Annotated in this window: 24 protein-coding genes; 13 read left to right on the top strand and 11 right to left on the bottom strand. The window is 64.5% G+C overall.

Going from position 1 to position 18,377, the window contains the following annotated elements; all coding sequences use genetic code 11:
* Window positions 1–106: 106 nt before the first annotated feature.
* Window positions 107–502, top strand: a complete 396-nt coding sequence (locus C566_RS20700; RefSeq protein ID WP_018773049.1) for a DUF7793 family protein — start codon at window positions 107–109, stop codon at window positions 500–502.
* Window positions 503–630: 128 nt separating this feature from the next.
* Window positions 631–1,170 (top strand): dihydrofolate reductase family protein, encoded by a 540-nt coding sequence (locus C566_RS20705; protein WP_018773050.1) that lies wholly within the window; start codon window positions 631–633, stop codon window positions 1,168–1,170.
* Window positions 1,171–1,195: 25 nt separating this feature from the next.
* Here the strand turns inward: C566_RS20705 and C566_RS0104015 are convergent, their stop codons facing one another.
* Window positions 1,196–1,786, bottom strand: coding sequence for a helix-turn-helix domain-containing protein (locus C566_RS0104015; RefSeq protein WP_018773051.1), 591 nt, complete (start codon window positions 1,784–1,786; stop codon window positions 1,196–1,198).
* Window positions 1,787–1,882: 96 nt separating this feature from the next.
* Here C566_RS0104015 and C566_RS0104020 point away from each other — a divergent pair, with 96 nt between their 5' ends.
* Entirely contained in the window at window positions 1,883–2,578 is a 696-nt protein-coding gene (locus C566_RS0104020) for a class I SAM-dependent methyltransferase (RefSeq protein WP_018773052.1), read from the top strand.
* Window positions 2,579–2,615: 37 nt separating this feature from the next.
* On the opposite strand, the gene C566_RS0104025 is transcribed toward C566_RS0104020, so the two are convergent.
* Window positions 2,616–2,945 (bottom strand): hypothetical protein, encoded by a 330-nt coding sequence (locus C566_RS0104025; RefSeq protein ID WP_026266359.1) that lies wholly within the window; start codon window positions 2,943–2,945, stop codon window positions 2,616–2,618.
* A 136-nt stretch (window positions 2,946–3,081) separates the two neighbouring features.
* Here C566_RS0104025 and C566_RS0104030 point away from each other — a divergent pair, with 136 nt between their 5' ends.
* From C566_RS0104030 to C566_RS0104040, 3 genes are all read left to right on the top strand, one after another.
* Entirely contained in the window at window positions 3,082–3,906 is an 825-nt protein-coding gene (locus C566_RS0104030) for an SDR family NAD(P)-dependent oxidoreductase (protein WP_018773054.1), read from the top strand.
* A 101-nt stretch (window positions 3,907–4,007) separates the two neighbouring features.
* Complete coding sequence (locus C566_RS0104035) at window positions 4,008–4,433, top strand: GNAT family N-acetyltransferase (RefSeq protein WP_018773055.1); 426 nt, start codon at window positions 4,008–4,010, stop codon at window positions 4,431–4,433.
* Window positions 4,434–4,886: 453 nt separating this feature from the next.
* Window positions 4,887–5,561 (top strand): ScbR family autoregulator-binding transcription factor, encoded by a 675-nt coding sequence (locus C566_RS0104040; protein WP_018773056.1) that lies wholly within the window; start codon window positions 4,887–4,889, stop codon window positions 5,559–5,561.
* Window positions 5,562–6,009: 448 nt separating this feature from the next.
* Here the strand turns inward: C566_RS0104040 and C566_RS20710 are convergent, their stop codons facing one another.
* Both C566_RS20710 and C566_RS0104050 read right to left on the bottom strand, forming a co-directional pair.
* Window positions 6,010–6,363, bottom strand: a complete 354-nt coding sequence (locus tag C566_RS20710; protein ID WP_331271113.1) for a hypothetical protein — start codon at window positions 6,361–6,363, stop codon at window positions 6,010–6,012.
* Window positions 6,364–6,388: 25 nt separating this feature from the next.
* Entirely contained in the window at window positions 6,389–6,682 is a 294-nt protein-coding gene (locus C566_RS0104050; RefSeq protein ID WP_018773057.1) for a hypothetical protein, read from the bottom strand.
* A 554-nt stretch (window positions 6,683–7,236) separates the two neighbouring features.
* On the opposite strand from C566_RS0104050, the gene C566_RS0104055 reads away from it, so the two are divergent.
* Together C566_RS0104055 and C566_RS21980 are read left to right on the top strand one after the other, a co-directional pair.
* A complete protein-coding gene (locus tag C566_RS0104055) occupies window positions 7,237–8,289 on the top strand; it encodes a S66 family peptidase (protein WP_018773058.1) in 1,053 nt (350 codons plus the stop codon).
* Between the two features lie 78 nt (window positions 8,290–8,367).
* Window positions 8,368–9,258 (top strand): aminoglycoside phosphotransferase family protein, encoded by an 891-nt coding sequence (locus C566_RS21980; protein ID WP_026266361.1) that lies wholly within the window; start codon window positions 8,368–8,370, stop codon window positions 9,256–9,258.
* A 47-nt stretch (window positions 9,259–9,305) separates the two neighbouring features.
* Here the strand turns inward: C566_RS21980 and C566_RS0104065 are convergent, their stop codons facing one another.
* From C566_RS0104065 to C566_RS0104085, 4 genes are all read right to left on the bottom strand, one after another.
* The gene (locus C566_RS0104065; RefSeq protein WP_018773060.1) at window positions 9,306–10,679 is read right to left on the bottom strand and encodes an FAD-binding oxidoreductase; all 1,374 of its coding nucleotides are present in this window, start codon (window positions 10,677–10,679) and stop codon (window positions 9,306–9,308) included.
* Window positions 10,680–10,739: 60 nt separating this feature from the next.
* On the bottom strand, window positions 10,740–11,189 hold the full coding sequence (locus C566_RS21985; RefSeq protein WP_018773061.1) for a cupredoxin domain-containing protein: 450 nt from the start codon (window positions 11,187–11,189) through the stop codon (window positions 10,740–10,742).
* A 289-nt stretch (window positions 11,190–11,478) separates the two neighbouring features.
* Window positions 11,479–12,669: a Fic family protein gene (locus C566_RS0104080; RefSeq protein ID WP_018773063.1), complete on the bottom strand. Its 1,191-nt coding sequence runs from the start codon at window positions 12,667–12,669 to the stop codon at window positions 11,479–11,481.
* Between the two features lie 124 nt (window positions 12,670–12,793).
* Window positions 12,794–13,183 carry a VOC family protein gene (locus C566_RS0104085; protein ID WP_026266362.1) on the bottom strand — a complete coding sequence of 130 codons (390 nt, stop codon included), beginning with the start codon at window positions 13,181–13,183 and terminating at the stop codon, window positions 12,794–12,796.
* Between the two features lie 444 nt (window positions 13,184–13,627).
* Between C566_RS0104085 and C566_RS23065 the strand changes: the two genes are divergently transcribed.
* Window positions 13,628–13,846, top strand: a complete 219-nt coding sequence (locus C566_RS23065) for a hypothetical protein (protein WP_231386238.1) — start codon at window positions 13,628–13,630, stop codon at window positions 13,844–13,846.
* Between the two features lie 134 nt (window positions 13,847–13,980).
* Here the strand turns inward: C566_RS23065 and C566_RS0104095 are convergent, their stop codons facing one another.
* Together C566_RS0104095 and C566_RS22610 are read right to left on the bottom strand one after the other, a co-directional pair.
* Complete coding sequence (locus C566_RS0104095; protein ID WP_043465705.1) at window positions 13,981–14,373, bottom strand: SHOCT domain-containing protein; 393 nt, start codon at window positions 14,371–14,373, stop codon at window positions 13,981–13,983.
* 107 nt (window positions 14,374–14,480) lie between these two features.
* The gene (locus C566_RS22610; RefSeq protein WP_018773067.1) at window positions 14,481–14,636 is read right to left on the bottom strand and encodes a hypothetical protein; all 156 of its coding nucleotides are present in this window, start codon (window positions 14,634–14,636) and stop codon (window positions 14,481–14,483) included.
* A 131-nt stretch (window positions 14,637–14,767) separates the two neighbouring features.
* Here C566_RS22610 and C566_RS0104105 point away from each other — a divergent pair, with 131 nt between their 5' ends.
* Window positions 14,768–15,211 carry a DUF3054 domain-containing protein gene (locus tag C566_RS0104105; protein ID WP_018773068.1) on the top strand — a complete coding sequence of 148 codons (444 nt, stop codon included), beginning with the start codon at window positions 14,768–14,770 and terminating at the stop codon, window positions 15,209–15,211.
* Window positions 15,212–15,299: 88 nt separating this feature from the next.
* The gene (locus tag C566_RS0104110) at window positions 15,300–15,581 is read left to right on the top strand and encodes an Lrp/AsnC family transcriptional regulator (protein WP_018773069.1); all 282 of its coding nucleotides are present in this window, start codon (window positions 15,300–15,302) and stop codon (window positions 15,579–15,581) included.
* A 71-nt stretch (window positions 15,582–15,652) separates the two neighbouring features.
* Here the strand turns inward: C566_RS0104110 and trpD are convergent, their stop codons facing one another.
* Complete coding sequence (trpD, locus tag C566_RS0104115) at window positions 15,653–16,714, bottom strand: anthranilate phosphoribosyltransferase (RefSeq protein WP_018773070.1); 1,062 nt, start codon at window positions 16,712–16,714, stop codon at window positions 15,653–15,655.
* A gap of 148 nt (window positions 16,715–16,862) precedes the next feature.
* On the opposite strand from trpD, the gene ctaE reads away from it, so the two are divergent.
* Window positions 16,863–17,501 (top strand): aa3-type cytochrome oxidase subunit III, encoded by a 639-nt coding sequence (ctaE, locus tag C566_RS0104120; RefSeq protein ID WP_173403075.1) that lies wholly within the window; start codon window positions 16,863–16,865, stop codon window positions 17,499–17,501.
* An 86-nt stretch (window positions 17,502–17,587) separates the two neighbouring features.
* Complete coding sequence (gene qcrC / locus C566_RS0104125) at window positions 17,588–18,376, top strand: cytochrome bc1 complex diheme cytochrome c subunit (RefSeq protein ID WP_018773072.1); 789 nt, start codon at window positions 17,588–17,590, stop codon at window positions 18,374–18,376.
* Window position 18,377 lies beyond the last annotated feature (1 nt).

Below are 18,377 nucleotides of genomic sequence, written 5' to 3' on the forward strand. Positions count from 1 at the left end.
AACACTCATGCGCTCCTGCCCTTTGCCGTCATGCCTTGTGATTGTTCAACAAGTCACATTTATTCCGCGGGGTGGGCTACCCTCATCGGAAGACTAAGGGGAACTCATGGCGGAAATCGCGTTGACCTGCACAAACGCAAAGTTGGACCTGGATGCGGAGGGCACCTTCCACCTGACTTGGAAGCCCGGCTCCACGGTCTCGGCAGCCGATGCCGGCGCCGTCGTTGCGGCCGTCCAGGCGGTGAGTGGAAGCAGTCGGCAGCCGATGATTGTGGAGGTTGTGGACGTGTGCATGAGTCCCGGGGCGAGAGAGACGCTGTTGGCGAAGCGCTTCGTCTCAGCAGTGGCACTGGTCGGGACTTCCGTCGTGGACCGCGTGGTAGCCGCGGCGCTGCTGCGCCAACAGGATTGCCCGCACGGATATTTCACGTCCGTCGACGTTGCCAGGCAGTGGCTGGGACAATTGGCTGCCCCCGCAGCAGAAGAAGGATCCGCGGCATAACCGTGAGGGTCCACGCCCTCAGACTCGCGGCCAGCGCAGTTGCCCCGGCCGCCATCCACGAGGCACGAACACTCCGGCTCCGAAGCCTCGGATAACAGCCAGGCGCCACCGACCTGAAGGAGATCTTCATGGGCAAGCTGACAGTGACCGCTTTTTCTACTCTGGACAACGTTGCCGAGGAGCCCCAGCTCTGGTCGGGCCCGTTCTTCAGCGACGCCACCGTGGCCTTCAACGAACAAGTTCTGGCCGGGGCGGACTCGATGCTGCTCGGCCGGGTCACTTATGAGGGCTTCGCCGCCTCCTGGCCGTCACGGTCGGGCGACTTCACGGCCGACACATTCAACGCCATGCCAAAGTATGTCGTGTCCACCACCCTGGACCACGCCGACTGGAACAACAGCACGATTATCGCCGACGACATTATCGGCCAAGTCCGCGAACTTCGCGAGCGGGAGAACGTGCTCGTGTGGGGAAGCCCGACGCTGACCAAGACGCTCATGGAGGAAAACCTCGTCGACGAGTACGTTCTGCTGCTCTCCCCCATCGTGCTCGGGCGTGGCAAGAAGATGCTGCCGGAGGACGGAACCCGACACACGCTGCACATCGTCGAGCTTGAGCTCCTCGAAGGCGGGATGCTGGCCCTCCGGATGGCGCCGGCAGCGGCCTAAGGAGTGAGCCCGTCAGAGGATGCGCTCAGCTCTTGCGTGTGGGTGCAGCCCGGACGTGCGCGCGCTGACCTTGTTTGCCGATGAGGCTGAGGAATTCGACCGGCCCGGCGCTGGTGGCGCCGAACCAGTGCGGGGTTCGGGTGTCGAACTCCACGGCTTCGCCGGGCCTGAGGATCAGGTCATGTTCACCGAGGACGAGGCGCAAGGTGCCGTTGAGGACATAGGCCCAGTCGTAGCCTTCGTGGGTGCGCAGCTGAGGCTCCTGTCCATCCCGCCCCGTGGGGAGGATGAACTTGTAGGCCTGAATACCGCCTGGCCGGCGCGTGAGCGGCAAGATCGTCGACCCGTCTGCACCGGCGACGGGTCGCAGATTGAGCCGGGGGTCGCCGGTCGGCGGCGCATCGACGAGTTCGTCGAGGGTTACCCCGTGCACGCGGGCCAGTGGAAGGAGCTGCTCGAGGGTGGGCCGCCGCAGGCCTGCTTCGAGTCTGGAGAGTGTGCTGGCGGAGATGCCTGTCTGCTCGGCGAGGTCAGCGAGTGTGACGTCACGGCGGAGTCGCAGGCGCTTGAGGCGCGGCCCGACGGCGCTGAGTGTGTGGTCGAGATCGTCGCTCATGGGGCCATTTTGCCATTCGGCAATACCGCTTGCACGCCCACGTAATTGTTCACGACCATGGATTCTCAAGCGTAATCAGATCGGAAGGGGTTCCAGATGGCCGAGACGGCAGAGACATCGTCAGAGGAAGAAGCTGGGGGACGCGACGGGGATGAGATGACGCACAGCTTCGACAAGGACTACTGGCAAGGGCACTGGGCATTGGCCCACGGTGCCACGCAGGCAGATTCGGGAGGGAGTGCCCCGAACCCGCATCTCGTACGCGAAACCAGCGGACTCGCACCGGGTAGAGCGCTGGATGCCGGGTGCGGGACAGGGGCCGAGGCGACCTGGCTGGCCGCGCGCGGCTGGCAGGTCACCGGCGCCGACATCTCCGGCGCTGCCCTCGCTCAGGCGGCCGAGCGTGCCGAAGGGCAGTCCGCGCCCGGCAGGGTGACCTGGGTCGAGGCTGATCTGACGTCGTGGGCGCCGGGAGGCCGCTTCGACCTTGTGACCACCCACTACGCGCACCCGGCGATGCCGCAGCTTGCCTTCTACGAACGCATCTCACATTGGGTAGCCCCCGGCGGCACACTGTTGATCGTCGGGCACCTGCACGGTCCCGCCACCCCGGGGCACGGGCACCGTCCTCCCCCGGAAGCGACTGTCACCCTGGCGGACATCACCAGGGGTCTCGACTCTGCCGTATGGAGCATCGCGAGTGCCGAGGAGATCACACGGACGCTCCCCGGACCCGGTGACCGCGCTCTCCCGCTGCACGACGTCGTCGTGCGCGCCATCCGACACAGCTGACCTGACCGTTTCCCGCGCGCTATACCCCCGGTCCCGCTCAGTCCGGCAGGCTGGCATCGACCGGGAAGGTCATGAACGCCGGCGTCTCGTACGGATGAACGGACAGCGCCGCCTTGACGACGGCGTTACGGCGGGAGTGGGGGAAGATTGCCTCGATCCGGGTTTCCGACACCTCCTCGGGGGAACCGACGACGCCGACGGCCGGGTTCGCGCCGGGCAGCGGGGTAAAGCGCCCGGTGCCGTCGAGGCTGAACGAGCAGTGTGAGTAATTGCCCAGCCTGCCGGCCCCGGCGTCGCCAATGGCCTGCCGCACCGCGGACGCGGCGTCGGTGGGGACATAGATGACCAGACAATCCATGGGCTCCATGCCAGAAAGTCTGCCATGGAGCCCGGAGGAGTACTGGGCCATACGCCGGAGCGGGTGCGTGCACCGGGCGCCCGGGCGCACGCACCGGCCTATCATGGGGATCACGGAACGGAACATAAGCGGGAGGCCGCTTAAAATGACCAGCGAACGCGAACGCGCTGCGGCGCCAACGGGCAACGTTGCGCTCGTGACCGGTGCGAGCCGAGGCGTCGGCCGGGGCATTGCCCTTGGCCTCCTGACCGGGGGGTTTCGAGTTTACGGCTCGGGCCGCTCGATCAACGAGGCGGACCTGCCGCGGGAAATACGGCGACTGCGCTGCGACCATCTCAGGGACGACGAGACGGCGCGCGTTTTTGAAACAATCCGGTCCGAATGCGGCAGCCTCGATCTTCTCGTCAATTGCGCCTGGGGCGGCTACGAGAAGATGGTTGAAAGTGGCGCGTTCACGTGGCCAGCGCCGTTTTGGGATCAGCCGCCGCATCGCTGGACCGGCATGATGGACGCAGGCGTACGCGCGGCGTTTATGTGCTCGGCGCACGCGGCACGCATGATGACCCCGCAGCACTTTGGCGTCATCGTCAACATCAGCTTCTGGTCGGCGCAGCGCCACCTCGGCAACACGATTTACGGCATCGCCAAAGCGGCGACAGACAAGATGACGTCAGACATGGCTCTCGAGCTGAAGCCGTTCGCTGTCCCGGTAATCTCGCTCTACCCCGGCCTGGTTCGAACCGAGGCGGTCCTCGCCGCCGCCAAAAGCGGGGCATTCGACCTCTCAACCAGCGAAAGCCCCGAGTTCATTGGCCGCGTGATCAACGCGCTGTTCCACGACCCGAACCTGATGGCCCGGACCGGCCAGGTGCTTGTCGCCGCCGCGGTTGCTAGGGAGCTGGGCGTGCTGGACATCGACGGAAGTTCGCCGCCCGTACTTACCCTGGCGGACCTAGGCTTGGAGGGGTGAGCAGTTGGGCAGCGACACCCGTGGACCATTCCGGTGCCGTCGAACGGGGTCACTGCGGATTCGCTCTGCCGCCGCTTGCAACGCCATGCAACACTGGTCGGATGCCGGCGTTTAGCATCTTCACTTCCAGCGAGTTTTCCGATGCCGAGGTTCTCTCGTTGTACGAATCTGTGCGGTGGGCCGCCTATACCCGGGATCCCGCACTGCTCACCAGGGCGATCCGAAGTTCCTCGTTTGTCGTGACCGCCCGGAATGCGGAAGGTGAGCTGGTTGGCCTCGCGCGGGTTGTGTCCGACGATGCGACCATCTGCTATTTACAGGACATCCTCGTTCGGCCATCCTTCCAAGGCGCGGGAGTAGGGCGGGCTCTGGTGGACCAAGTCACGGCAAGATTCGCGCATGTCCGGCAAACAGTGCTCATCACCGACAATGAACCAGGGCAACGCGCCTTCTACGAAGCCATGGGTTTTACCGAGGGGTCAAACTTCGCTCCGGAACCCGTGCGTGTCTTCGCTCTATTTCGGTAGCGCGGGCGTTTCAGTGCGGAGGGACCCCTATTTCGCTAGCCCGGAACTTACTCGACCCGCAGGTCGACGGAGACATTCATCCAGCAGTGGAGGCGGCCCATCATCCCCTCTTCCTAACAGTGACGCGTTCTGCTGGAGCCTCGGCTGGCGCACCGGCCACGCCGAGCTCCGGAGCCGGAGGCTCTGGTTTGGCCAAGAAAGTACCGGCCCGTGCCGTCGCAGAAGTTGCAGTCGATCCACCGCTACAAGACGGTTGACCGCTTTGCTAGGATCGGAGCAGGCTTTCGTCTCCTACCTTTCAGTTGGCGACCGGTGGGTCCCGGAGTTGCGACAGTTGCGACGCGACAGAGGGTGGTTCAGAGAACGCCGGACGGCGGAACTCCCGATCAACTCGCGCAGCGGGTGAGTGAAGATCCTGCTTCCACGTCCCAGAGTTGAAGTTGAGGTTCATAGATGGTCCTTCAGGATCGCGCGAAGGCCACCCGCGGTGCCATTGTCGTCGGTGCCGCTGCAGTTTTTGAGGAGCACGGCTACGGCAGTGCCAGCTTGACCCAGGTCTCTGAGGCGGCCGGGGTGACCAAGGGCGCCCTCTATTTCCACTTTCAGTCCAAGGAAGATCTCGCCAGGGCGGTCATCGAGGAGCAGCATCGGATCGTCGTGGCCGAAAGCGAAAGCATCCTTGCCGGGGATTGGCCAGGCCTGACGGCAATGATCCTGCTGTGCCGCGCTTTTGGGCTCCAGCTCGTGCACGAGCCAGTTGTCAGGGCCGGCATCCGATTGACGTTTGAGGCGACGGCTTTTGGTCCGCCCGTGCGCGGCCCCTACGAGGACTGGATCGCCGTAATGGAGCAGCTTACCGAGCGGGCCAAGGCAGAATTGCAGGTCCGGCCTTCCATCGACGCCGGGACATTTGCCCGATACCTTGTTGCTTCGTTCACCGGGGTTCAGATGGTCTCCGGAGTACTCACCGACCGCGCGGACGTCATGCAACGGATCGAAGAAATGTGGGAGATCGTGCTGCCGGGGATCATGCATGACGATTTCAACGAGGACCCCCATGCCCTCTCCGGACTGGTTTCCACTGGAAGCCTCAGCCCGACAGGGATTCGTACCCCACTAGCACCGTGACCGCCTCGCACGGCCGCGAGGGCTGCGACTCCCGAGCAGGAGGTGCCTTGCTTGCCCTCCTCGGGACTTTCTGCGAGCCCAACTCCCCTAAACCGGATGACCGCCTTGTTTTAGCGCTGGTGGTCAATTATTCTTGTCTCGGATCCATTGGGGACTCCGCTCGAAGAGGGCTGTGTCGGCGCGCATTTTTTGGGGGGCGCCGGCACAGACCCCCGGACTGGACTGCCCGCCATGGCGATCCAAGGCGTTCGCGGCGACTGCCGCCGTCACGTTTGAACTTGAACAAGTCTCCGCCTATGGTTGTCGGAGGCGCCCCGATGCATCCCCCAATAGCATCGGGGCGTCCCCATGTTCCGAGGCTTGGAGCGGCACGAGTGAGGCCACTGACCGGCGCCAGAACAGCGCCTCTTACCATCGGGACTCAGACCTCAGAGGGAAAGTTTGAAGCCTACGTGCGACGCTTCGAAGCCAAGTCGCTCATAGAACCGGTGTGCTGCGACCCTGGACTGGTCAGACGTGAGCTGAACCAGTTGTGCGCCACGTCGGCGCCCTTCTGCGACCGTTGCATGGTCCCAACCACTTCATTTTCGGTCGAGACAACTACGAGAAGAAGCTGCGCGGGGTCCGCATCAATCGCCTGGAAAGCAAGATCGTAGGGATTCCGGTGCTCGATTGCAATCGAGTCGACAGAGGCTCGGAGCTGGTCGGCAGCCAGCAGCCCAACAATCGAAGCCACATCACATGATTCAGCTTTCCTGATTGTGAATCGGCGGCCGGGCAGTTCCAGTTCAGCGAGAGTCATTTCCTCAGTATTCCAGCCATCAAAATCAGCCAGGCGCGGCCCGCCGACGCGAGGCCAGCACTCCAATGATCGCGGTGGCGACGATGACACACGTTGCTGCTACTGACGCGTTGAGGACGAACGAGAGTTCCATTTGGTGCGGGAGAAGCATAGATTCGTCCCACCCCGCATTGTCGGCGCGATTGATGATGTCTGCGTCGATCGGATTCCACAGGATGGCGGCGACACTCGTCGCCACGAAGGCGCAGAGACTCAGTGCGAGCTGGACGACGGACAGTACTGACGGCTTTCCATTGTGGTTTGACGGATGTTTGTCCATAGCTTCCCCCGTTTAGTCTCAGTCGCGGCCGTTGCAGCCGCCGCTAATGCATTGCCCGTTGCCCACCGCCGGGGGCGACGTCAGCCGGCCCTGCCGCTTCGATAAGCCCTGAGTGCGTCTTCCCTGATCCACTTTCGGGTCAGGAAAGCGTCCAGAACGAAAGAAGCGCCGAGGGCCGTCCAGGAAGTCCATACTGGCGCAAGGCCGGCAATCACCCAGACCCCGACAGCAACAACGAAGCCGGCGGAGACGTAGCCATAGATTCGGCGTGCACGGGTCGCAAATCGTGCCTCTTGCGTCTCGCGAAAGTAGTTCAGCATCAGTCCCCCAAGGTTCGAATCGGAGCCTACAGCACCGGCTGCGCCAAATGGCGAAAATGGATGCGTGGGAGATACGGCTATAACCCACAATATTTCTGAATCACGGAGTTATCAGGCTCGCCACCCGCAGCGCCATATCTCCGCACCTCCTCCGCAGCACGGTTGAGGATCCTGCACCGGCACGTCGGGGCGTCGAGTGGCCTCGAACCACGCCCCATCTGGTTCGATGAGTGAATGGATCATTCGCAGCTGAAGCTGTCCGCCCCGAAACTCGTTGCGGGCGATCGGGTCGCGGTTCTCTCCCCGTCCTTCGCCGCCCCGGGATTCGCCCCGGCCGTGCATGCGCAGGCGATGCGGCTGCTCACTGCGGCTACGGGGTTGATCCCCGTGGAATTCCCGACGACTCGCAAGCTCGGATCCAGTCCCGAGGAACGGGCGGCGGACATCAATGCGGCGTTCGCCGATCCCAGCATCCACGCTATTCTCGCCACCATCGGCGGCGACGACCAGATCACGGTCGTACCTCATCTCGACGAGGCGGCCGTCCGGACGAATCCAAAGATCTTCATCGGATACAGCGACAACACCAACCTGCTCAACTGGTTGTGGTCACTCGGGATATCCGCATATTACGGCGGTTCGACCCAAGTCCACCTCGGCGCCGGGCCGGGTGCGGACGACGTCCACGTCGCTTCCCTGCGGGCTGCGCTGCTCACCGGGGGCGAGCTCGACATTACCGATCCCGGGGAGTCAGAGGACTTCGGGCCGGATTGGCTCGATCCGCGGGCACTCGTCGAATACGGCGACCGCGAACCCACCGAACCCTGGGCGTGGACGGGCGCCCAACGCACGGTCTCCGGTTACACGTGGGGTGGCTGCATCGAAGTCCTCGACCAGCTCGCCATCGCCGACAGGCTGCCCTCCGTCGACGCGCTCCGGGGCGCAATCTTGATCCTCGAAACCAGCGAACTGCTCGCTCCCGCAGATTGGGTCAAGCGATGGGTTCGTGCGCTCGGCGAGCGTGGTGTCCTGGGGGCGGTCGACGGCGTGATGGTCGCCAGGCCTCCCGTCAGCAGCCACGGGCAGGTTCCGCCTGCCGCCGAACGGGCTCGGCTGCGCGCCGCACAGCGCGATGTGGTCAGCACCGAAATCGCACGATACAACCCGGACGCCGTCGTGTGCATCGGGGTCCCCTTCGGGCACACCCGGCCGCAGTGGATCCTCCCCTACGGCGGTCGAATCCAACTCGACGGAGAAGCTAGGACGGTTACCGCCAGTTATGCCTGATCGTGGCTGGCGGTACCCAGCAAGGGATCTGATCGGGGAAGTTTCACGAGTGTGGCCCGCACCGCATAGCATCGCTTCATGACACAGGTTGCGGTGCCCATTGCTGCCCGCGACCGGTTGCTCGAACGATTCGGCCCCGCGGCTGCGTCCTGGATCGACGACTTCGGAACGATCGTTGGAGAGCTCTGTAAGAAGTGGGGAATGGAGCCCCGCACTGTCTGCGCGGGCGGGACCGGTGCCGTCGTCGAGTGCGTGTCGACCGCGGACGGAACGCGGTACGCGCTCAAGCTCTCACCCGACCCCACAATCTCAGAGCAGGAGGCCTCCGCGCTCACGTATTGGGCAAACGCGCACACTGTCGTCGACCTGGTGGACGCGGACGCCACTCGTGGCGCGATCTTGCTCCGTTGGCTCCCCGATGCCACCGAACTGACCGAAGCGTGCAGCATCGCGGAGGTTACCGGTCTCATCAGCGACCTCTACACGCCAAACAGAACACCGCCACCGAATGTTCCCCGTGCCCGTGAGCGCGTGGAGTTCGTGTTCGAGTTGTGGGATCGCCGGCGACGCGCTCTCCCGAACTCACCGATCGACGATGCAGTCTGGCGTCGATGCCACGCTGCTGCGATGGATATGGCAAATGACGGGGATTGGCTTCTTCACGGCGATCTTCACCCAGGCAACATTCTGCGGACGGGTAACGGCGGCCGAATTGTCGCGATTGACCCACGCCCGTGCATTGGTGATCCAGCGATGGACCTCACCGACCTGGCTATGTCTGGCGCGACCAGCGAAGCGGCCATCCGCAGCCGGTGCCGGCAGCTCGCTGATATTGCCAATCCAATCGACCCAGACCGGCTGTGGCTCTGGTGCCGCAACTTCGCCCCGATCATGGCTGTCTCACTCGCCCGCCGCGTTGCGGGGACCGCCACCATCATCACCATGCGCACCCTTGCCAACGCCCGCTGAGCACTCCCTGCCACGATCGAGGGCACCCGTCGAGTCAGCGTCATTTCCTATCCGGTGGGGCGCACGTTTTGATTTGAGCGGAAGAGGTTGATGGGGTCGTATGCGGCCTTGACTGCGGCCAGCCGATCGTAGTTCGCGCCGTAGGCTGCCCTCACCCGTTCCTCCCCTTCCTGGCCCAGATCGTTGACGTAGACACCGCTCGCGGCAAAGGGCTGCATCGCTTCGAAGAAGGCGCGGGCCCAGCCGACGTGGCGCTCGGTTTCTGCCGGATCAGACCACTGGGCCAGGATGAGGAGTTCGCTCTGGGACCGGCGATGGGGAAATGCCGTGGCTGCCGGGGGAACCCTCGCGGCCACACCGTGCAGTTGTTGCATTCCGATGCCGCTCGCCGCTGAAGGCATCTCGACCGCAAACTGGAGCAGGACATCGATGGCGCCGGCGGTGAAGTCAGTGAAGAAACTCGACTTCCAATAGTGGTTCCGGCCCCGCGGAAAGCCGGCGTCGTGGGCGCTCTGCCAAGCGCCATAGTCGGTTGGCACCACCTCGTCCACAGCTGGGCCAAGCTCGCGCAGGGGTCGGAGCGCCAGCGCCGCCTCATCATGCCCGCCGCTCCAGCAGACGCCGACGCCGAAAACAGGGCGCCCAGAGGCGTCACACCCCAGGCTGGCCGACATCGAGAGTTCGTCGGGGCAGGAAGCGGCGAATCCGGGATAGAACCCCAGGACCTCCCTTGTCCGTTCGGCCGGGAATGAGAGCGCTCCGGCAAGAACCTGCCCGACGGGATGCAAACCATAGGTGAAAGACGTGACAACGCCGAAGTTGCCGCCGCCCCCACGGATGGCCCAGTAGAGGTCTGCGTGTTGGTCGGGGCTCGCCGTCAGCAGCCTGCCATCCGAAGTCACGATGTCGGCGGCCAGCACGTTGTCGCAAGCGAGCCCGTGTTTGCCGTTGAGCCAGCCGATGCCACCCCCGAGGGTCAAGCCGGCGATGCCGGTAACCGACACGACTCCGAGCGGCGTGGCCAGGCCGTGCGCCTGAGTGGCGGCGTCAAGGTCGGCCAGGAGCGCACCCGCTCCAGCCACGGCAACCCGCCGTTCGGCGTCGACCTGAACGTGCTTCATGCCGGAGCAATCCAGCATGAGCCCATGGGCGCCGACGGCGTTCCCTGCCACGTTGTGGCCGCCGCCCTTAATGGAGACGGGGAGATCCTTTTCCCGGGCGAAGGTCACCGCACGGCGAATATCGTCGGAGTCGGCCGGGCGGACGATCACGTCCGGACGGCGGTCAATCATCGCGTTGAAGACCTTCCGGGCTTCGTCGTAGCCGACGTCTCCTGGACGGAACAGCGGGCCCCGGAGCGCCGAGTTCAGGCCATCGACGTCGGCCGGGTCAAGCGACGGTGAGGGGCTCCGGAAAGCCATGCCGCGGCACCTTTCTCGTTCGAGATCGTCAGGAACGCTCCCCGGCCCACGGCGTCGTGCTCATTTGACCGTCAGTGAGCCGTGCATGTTGGGGTGGTAGGTGCAGTGAAAGGCGTAGGTCCCCGGTTCGGAAGGTGCCTTGAATGTGGCCGTACCGCCGTTTTCCTTGACCTCGACATCAAAGAGAGTCACATTCTGGTCAGCGGTTACCGTGTGCTCGGCAGTGTCCATGTTGATCACCTTCACCTCAGCGCCGGGAGCCACGGCACCCGGGATCTCGTAGGCGAAGTTGCTGATCGTGATGGTCGCGGCGGCGGCGTTTGCCGCCCCGCTGCCCGATCCTGACGCGGCGGATCCGGCCGGGGCAGACGGTTCCATCGACATGCTGGGAGAGGTCCCGGCCGTCGTGGCGGGCGCCGGCGTCTGCGTTCCGCCGCCTCCGGCACAGCCGCTCAGCCCGATCAGTACCGTTGCCAGCACAAGTGCAGTCCGTGTCTTGTTGCTCGTCATGATGTGCCGTCCTCAACGCTGGAGGGGGCTGAGGAATCAGCCCGGCTTCCTTCCATTCTGCATCCGCCACCATCAAAAAGCACCGCTAAATAGCTGCGTCAGAGAGTACTGCCATCAGTCCTGCGTCCTTGCCTTTTGCAGGTAGGCCATGAGTCCGGCCAGTTGATCCGGGGTCCAGGGCAGATCGGTGCTGAGGGCAGCCTGATTGTCATGCCACATGGAATTGCCTTTCCAGGAGAGTGCGCAGCGCCCCCTGGGGACGGGCCGCCGGCTCCGGTTCCGTCCCCGGTCAGCCGGCCTTCCCGACGTCGGCCAGCCGGTTGTTCAGCCGGTCCACCTCGTCGAGGACTTCGGTCGCCGCCCAGGCGCGGCTGCGCTTGGACTGGGTGACCGGGGTGATGACTCCGGCGGTGGAGAGCCGCTGCAGTGCGGCGTAGACGGAGCTCTCGGCGACGCCGGCAATATGGGCAGCGCTGTGGGCCTCGAACACGGGCCGCTCCAGCAGCCACGGGATGATCTTCTCGTCCGCGGATCCTCTCCGAGGCCTGGCCAGCTCCAGCCACATCGCCGGCAGCGCATCGAGGGCGGCGACGGATTCCCGGGCCGCATCCGAGGCGCGGACAGCGGAACGGGCCAGGTAGAGCACGAACGGATCGGCATCACCGGAGCGGTAGTTGTTGACCAGGCTGAAATACGTGTCGACGTCGGCGACCATCGCCGACGCAATCGGGGTGACGGTGTTCTTGGTGAGCCCACGACGCCGGGAAATCGCACCAATGAGGGCCCGCCCGATCCGGCCGTTGCCGTCGGTGAACGGGTGGATGGACTCGAAGTGGGCGTGCGCGATCGCCGCCTGCGCCATGATCGGCACGTCGCGGCGGTTGCAGAAGACCATCAGGTCTTCCATCAGGTCCGGCACGAGCTCCGGCGGGGGCGGGACGTGGATGGCGCCGCGCGGTGAATGGTCGCTGCCGCCGATCCAGTTCTGCACGTCCCTGAGCCGGCCGGCGTGTGGGCCGTCCATCGGGTCGTCTTTCATGAGCGTGTGATGGGCGGACAGCATGGCCTCCAGCCGGATCTCGCCGGTTCGCCCGGCATCGTCGATCATCCCTTGCACAGCGTCGGCGGCAGCCACCATTGAGCGAGCGTCGTCACTGGCCTTGAGCCCGATCATGGCCCGGGCGTAGTCGTCGCGGTTGGCGTTGACGTGCTCGATTTTGGAGGAGGAGACCGCCTCGCTGCGGAGCAGGAACCCGCTGATGGCGGCCATCCGCGTGCCGGCGGTGACGTCCAGGGACGCTATGGCGACGGCGGCCTCCTCCAGTGCGACGATGGTCTCACGCCCCGGATCGAACCAGCTCCCGGCGATCAAGGGCGGCAGAGAGACCACAACCTCAGTGAATTCCCGGTCTTCGCGGGGCGGCCGCCCAGACGACTTCCACGGCATCGTCTTGCTGCCGTGCGCAGGCCAGCGGGTCATGGATCCTCCGGAAGTCTAAATAGTCACCTTGCTATTTAGACTTTAGGGGCTAAACATGAATAACGCGATGCGTGTTTGGGGAAACCCGCCGTGGCGGAGCACTCTGCGGTCGAATGGTCCAGCCTTAGGAGCCGGCTTGCCTAGCGTCCGGCCCCGTAGCTTCCTGTATGACCCAGCGGTTGCCGTCCGGGTCACTGAAGTAGGCGAAGGCGATTCCACCCATGTCTTGGACTTCGCTGACTTCTGCTCCCCGCTGGAGCAGCTCAGCCCGCGTGGACGCCATATCGGGGACCACCAATTGCAGGCCCTCCAGGCTGCCCGGCGGCATGCTGGTCATTCCCGTGCCGATGACTATGGAGGTGGCGGAGCCGGGTGGCGTGAGTTGCACGACCCTCATGCCCGGTATGTATTCGACGTCGTGGTCCAGGACGAACCCGAGTCGGTCCGTATAGAACGACTTGGCCTTGTCCACATCACTGACGGGTACTTGTACGACCTCGAGGCGCATCTCCATGCGCCCCACAATACCCCGGCGGTCGCGCCGGAAGACAGGTACGGACAATGCCGCTGCGAGGAGGTCGGATGGCGCCTGCCGCGATTTTTCGAATACGCGAATAAGCTCTCCACAGCTACGACAACATGCATGAAGCGCCGGAGCGCAGCGCCGGGAAGAACCGGAGCGCAGCGCCGGGAGGAACCGGGTTCGCGAAGGCCCGGGAATTGCTCGTCAAGCTCGCGGCACGGTGGACACACGTTGCGGCTTGGGACAGCTACAAGGAGATGGATATTGATGCCGCTAGATCAGCTTTTCGCAATACTCGCCTGCACACTTCTGGCTGGCCTGAGCATTTTCCAAGGCGCGTTGGCCGCCGGTGCCCCGCTCGGGAGATTGGCGTGGGGCGGAAACTACCGTGTCCTCCCAGCCAAACTGCGAATCGGGAGCGCCGTAACCATTGCCGTGTACGCACTCTTCGCCTACGCCGCGCTCGCAAAGGCCGACTTTGTCCCGGCCTTGGTCAGCGAATCCTTTACGGCGGTCACCGTGTGGGTGATGACGGCATACTTCGTGCTTGGCGTCCTCATGAACGGGATCTCCCGCAGTAAACCTGAGCGTCTCGTCATGACCCCCACCACGCTTGCCCTTGCAGCCCTCTACCTGGGCCTTGCACTCCACTGATGTCCAGCAGGGGAATCAGCGAACATGGATCGTGCCGAATCCCACGCCGGACGTAGCGCGCCCCAACGGAAAACGCAGCCGCGACGACGGCTGCGTTTTCCGCTGATGGGGTGGCCGACTTGAAGGCGGTGGAGTCAGGCCCGGCTCAGCGCCTTGGCCTTAACTGCGTCGAATTCGCTCTGGGTCAGCGTGCCGGCGTCGAGGAGTTCCTTGGCCTTCGCGATTTCCTGGGACGGGGACGCCGTGGCCACGGAGCGGATGTATTCCGTTGTTGCCGCTTCTGCCTGCTGGGCGCTGCGGGCCTGGCGCTCGGCCATGCTGCGGCCCCGCGCGATCAGGTATACGAGAACCGTGAGGAACGGCACGAAGATCAGGAAGATGACCCACACGGCCTTGAGCCAACCGCTGAGTTCGTGGTCGCGGAAGATGTCGGTGATGACCGCAAACAGTGCGAAGAGGTACGCGATGAACGCGAATGACCAAAAGAACAGCCAAATGAAGTTCCAGAATTGCTCCACGGGAGCCATCCTTTCGTTCTGAGGAGGCCCTGCTGGCATCCCTTACCCGCCAAGCTAGCCCGACTGGGTTGCCCGCCGTTAGGACCAAAGGGCCTGATTTCAGCGGGGTGGCGGGCCTAGAAGAAGTGCAGCTCGCTGGCCGCATCCGGCGAGGGGTGCACCACGGGAGCCTGGCCAAGTTCGAGCAGGATGTCGTTAATGCTCAGCTGGCCGTCCAGCTGAGGATCCAGCTGCACCGGGACAACAGCCTCCGGAACGGCGTCGCTACTCATGCCACGATCATATGTGCGGACAGTCCCTGAGCCTGGGGGCCACGCCGACCGGGGTCCGGGGCTGGCACCGGGGGCGTCACGCGTAGTCCTCCTGCAGGGCGGCGATGGCCAGCGGGACTAGGCTTGGATGTATGCCTTCTCCAGCCCCCAGACTCCCCCGCCCGTCCGCTCAGGGCAGTCCACGTACCGGCCTCCGGCCCGCGCAGACAGCGGCCCTGGCCGCATGCGCGGATGCACTGCTGATTCTGCTCTTCGCAGCGATTGGGCGCGACGCGCACCAGCGCGGAGAAATCATCACCGGTGTCTTTGCGACGGCGTGGCCGTTCCTCACGGGCGCGGCACTGGCCTGGCTGGTCCTGCGGTTGTGGCATGACCCCCTGCGGGTGTGGCCCGCAGGCGTCGCTGTCTGGCTTGGAGCCGTCGGCGTCGGCATGCTCCTGCGGGCCCTCACCGGCCAGACGGTGGTGCTGCCCTTCATCATCGTGGCCCTGCTGAGCCTGGCCGTTTTCCTCTTGGGTTACCGACTGGTGGCCGCGGGCGTCCGGCGGCTGCGTTCACGCCGCCGCCAGGCCTAATGCACTAGGCTTGCAGAAGATGGCAGCGCCCGTGCAAGGGCCGCCGACAGGCCCGCAAACGGCGCAACCGATCCGGAAAGGCTCACACGTGGTCACCGCATTCGTCCTGATCAAGACAAACGCTTCACGCATCCCGGAGACCGCCGAGGAAATCTCCGCCATCCCGGGGATCAGCGAGGTCTATTCCGTAACGGGCGAGTGGGACCTGATCGCCATCGCCCGGGTCGCCAAGCACGAGGACCTGGCGGACGTCATCGCGGACAAGCTCTCGAAAGTGCCCGGCGTCGCGCACACCACCACGCAGATCGCGTTCCGCGCGTACTCCCAGCACGACCTCGATGCGGCCTTTGCCCTTGGTTTCGAGCAGTAGCGAACAACCCACATACCAGCAGCACACAGGACGGGCCCGGCAGAATCTGCCGGGCCCGTCCTACTTGATCTTTATGCGGTCTGAGACAGGGCAACCCACCTGTCCAGCACGGCGGCCGCCGCTCCGGATTCAATAGACTGCTCGGCGCGGCTAAACGCGGCGGCCATGCGCTCCGCCAGCGGACCCACGGCGTCGAGGTCGAACGCCACCAATCCGGCCGCGGCGTTGAGCAGCGCCGCATCGCGGGCCGGCCCCGGCGCACCGCCCAGGACGGCCCGGACGACGGCGGCATTCGCCACCGCGTCGCCGCCGCGCAGCTCCTCCAGTGTGGCCTTCCGGATGCCGAGATCGCGCGGATCAAACATCTCTTCAGTTACCTCACCGTTGCGGATCTCCCACACCCGCGACGGGCCGGTGGTGGTGAGCTCATCCAGGCCGTCATTGCCGCGGAAAACCAGGCCCCGGCTGCCGCGCTTGGCCAGCACTCCGGCCACCAGCGGGGCCATCTGCTCATTGGCGACGCCCACCGCCGATGCCTGGACATGTGCCGGGTTGACCATGGGGCCAAGGAAGTTGAACGCCGTCGGAACGCCGAGTTCGCGGCGGGCGACGGCGGCATGCCGCATCGAGGGGTGGAAAACCTGGGCGAAGCAAAACGTGATTCCCGCCTCTTCGGCGTTGAGCGCCACGCGGGGAATGGGAAGATCCAGCCGGACACCGAGGGCCTCCAGGACATCGGCGGAGCCTGACGAGGACGACGACGCACGGTTGCCGTGCTTGACCACCCGGGCCCCCGCTCCGGCGGCGATAAGGGCGGCCATCGTGGAGATGTTGACCGTGTTCTGCTGGTCGCCACCCGTGCCGACGATGTCCAGCTTCTCGCCGGCAATGTCAATGGGGTTGGCGTTGGAGATCATCGCCTCCACCAGGCCAGCCAGCTCATCCACGGTCTCGCCCTTAGCGCGCAGCGCCACCAGGAATCCCGCCACCTGGGCCGGCGTCGCCTCACCGGACATGATGGAGTTCATGGCCCACTCAGTGCTCCCGGCAGTGAGGTCGGCGCCGCTGATGAGAGCGTTGATGAGCCGCGGCCAGGTGTTGCCTGCCGCCTGTGCAGATGCCTGTGAAGTCACCTCCCGATGCTATCGAGGTCGGCCCCGCAAAGACCAATGTGAACCCCGCCGGGAACTTTTCCGCGCGAATTCGCGTCTTTGTAGAAAAAGTCCTCCGAAAACGCGGTTTGCGTTGGGCAGGACGGACTTTTATAGACATAATGTCTATGTGACATCTGCGACCCATGCCCCCAGTACCCCGGCGCACCCGACGCTGAACCGCCCGAACATGGTTTCTGTTGGAACCGTTGTGTGGCTGTCCAGTGAGTTGATGTTCTTCGCCGGTCTCTTCGCCATGTACTTCACACTCCGTTCGACTTCCGGACTGATGTGGGCCGAGGAGACAGCCAAGCTCAACTTCCCGTTTGCGCTCGTTAATACGATCGTCCTCGTGGCAAGTTCCTTTACTTGCCAGATGGGCGTCTTCGCTGCCGAGCGGCTCCAGCCGCGCCGGACCGGCGGACGCTTCAGCTTTACCCAGTGGGGGATGAACGGATGGTTCATCCTGACGTTCCTCATGGGTTCCTTCTTCGTCGCCGGCCAGGCGACCGAGTACGCCATGCTCGTTTCCGAGCATGTCTCGCTGTCCTCCAACGCCTACGGTTCGGCCTTCTACATCACGACGGGCTTCCACGGCCTGCACGTCATCGGCGGTCTGATTGCCTTCCTGCTCATCATGGGCCGCTCCTTCGCCGCGAAGAAGTTCGGACACTTTGAAGCGACTTCGGCGATTGTCACCTCGTACTACTGGCACTTCGTGGACGTCGTCTGGATTGGCCTCTTCCTGGTCATCTACGTCCTCAAGTAGTCAGACTTGACTCTTTTTCTACAAGAGGCAGAATTTCAAGAAGCGGCTCCCGGAGCCACCGCAGGATCGAATAAAGGAACCACCACGTGAAGGCACTCTCGCAGAAGCGACGTCACCCACTGGCAGCAATTGCACTGCTGCTGATGGGCCTCTTGGTCACGGGTGGGCTGTACGCCGTTGCCACCACCGTCAACCAGGCCAAGGCCGACACCACTACCTACAGCGCAAGCGACGTAGAGGAAGGCGGCAAACTCTTTGCCGCCAACTGCGCCACCTGCCACGGCATGGGTGCCAGCGGATCGCAGGCCGGACCGTCCCTTGTGGGCGTCGGCGCCGCCGCTGTTGACTTCCAGGTCGGCACCGGCCGCATGCCCATGCAGATGAACGGCCCGCAGGCCTACAAGAAGCCCGCCCAGTTCAATGAGGAACAGACCAAGCAGCTGGCTGCTTACGTTGCCTCCCTCGGCCCCGGCCCGGCCATCCCGGAGGCAGGTGTGCTCGATGAGAAGGGCGACGCCGCCAAGGGTGGCGAGCTGTTCCGCACAAACTGCGCCATGTGCCACAACGCTGCCGCTGCCGGCGGTGCCCTGACCCGGGGCAAGTTCGCCCCGGCCCTCGCGGGTGTCTCCGGCCAGCACATCTACGAAGCCATGGTTACCGGCCCGCAGAACATGCCGGTCTTCAGCGACGCGAACATCACCCCGGAGGGCAAGCGCGACATCATCACGTTCCTGAAGCAGATTGAGGCCAACGGTTCGCCCGGCGGCGCCGATCTTGGCGCACTGGGACCGGTTTCCGAAGGTCTCTTTGTCTGGATTGCCGGCCTGGGCGTAATCATCGCGTTCACCATCTGGCTCACGTCCCGCACGTCCTAAG

Origin of the sequence: Arthrobacter sp. 131MFCol6.1 (assembly GCF_000374925.1) — a bacterium.
Taxonomy (GTDB): Bacteria; Actinomycetota; Actinomycetes; order Actinomycetales; family Micrococcaceae; genus Arthrobacter.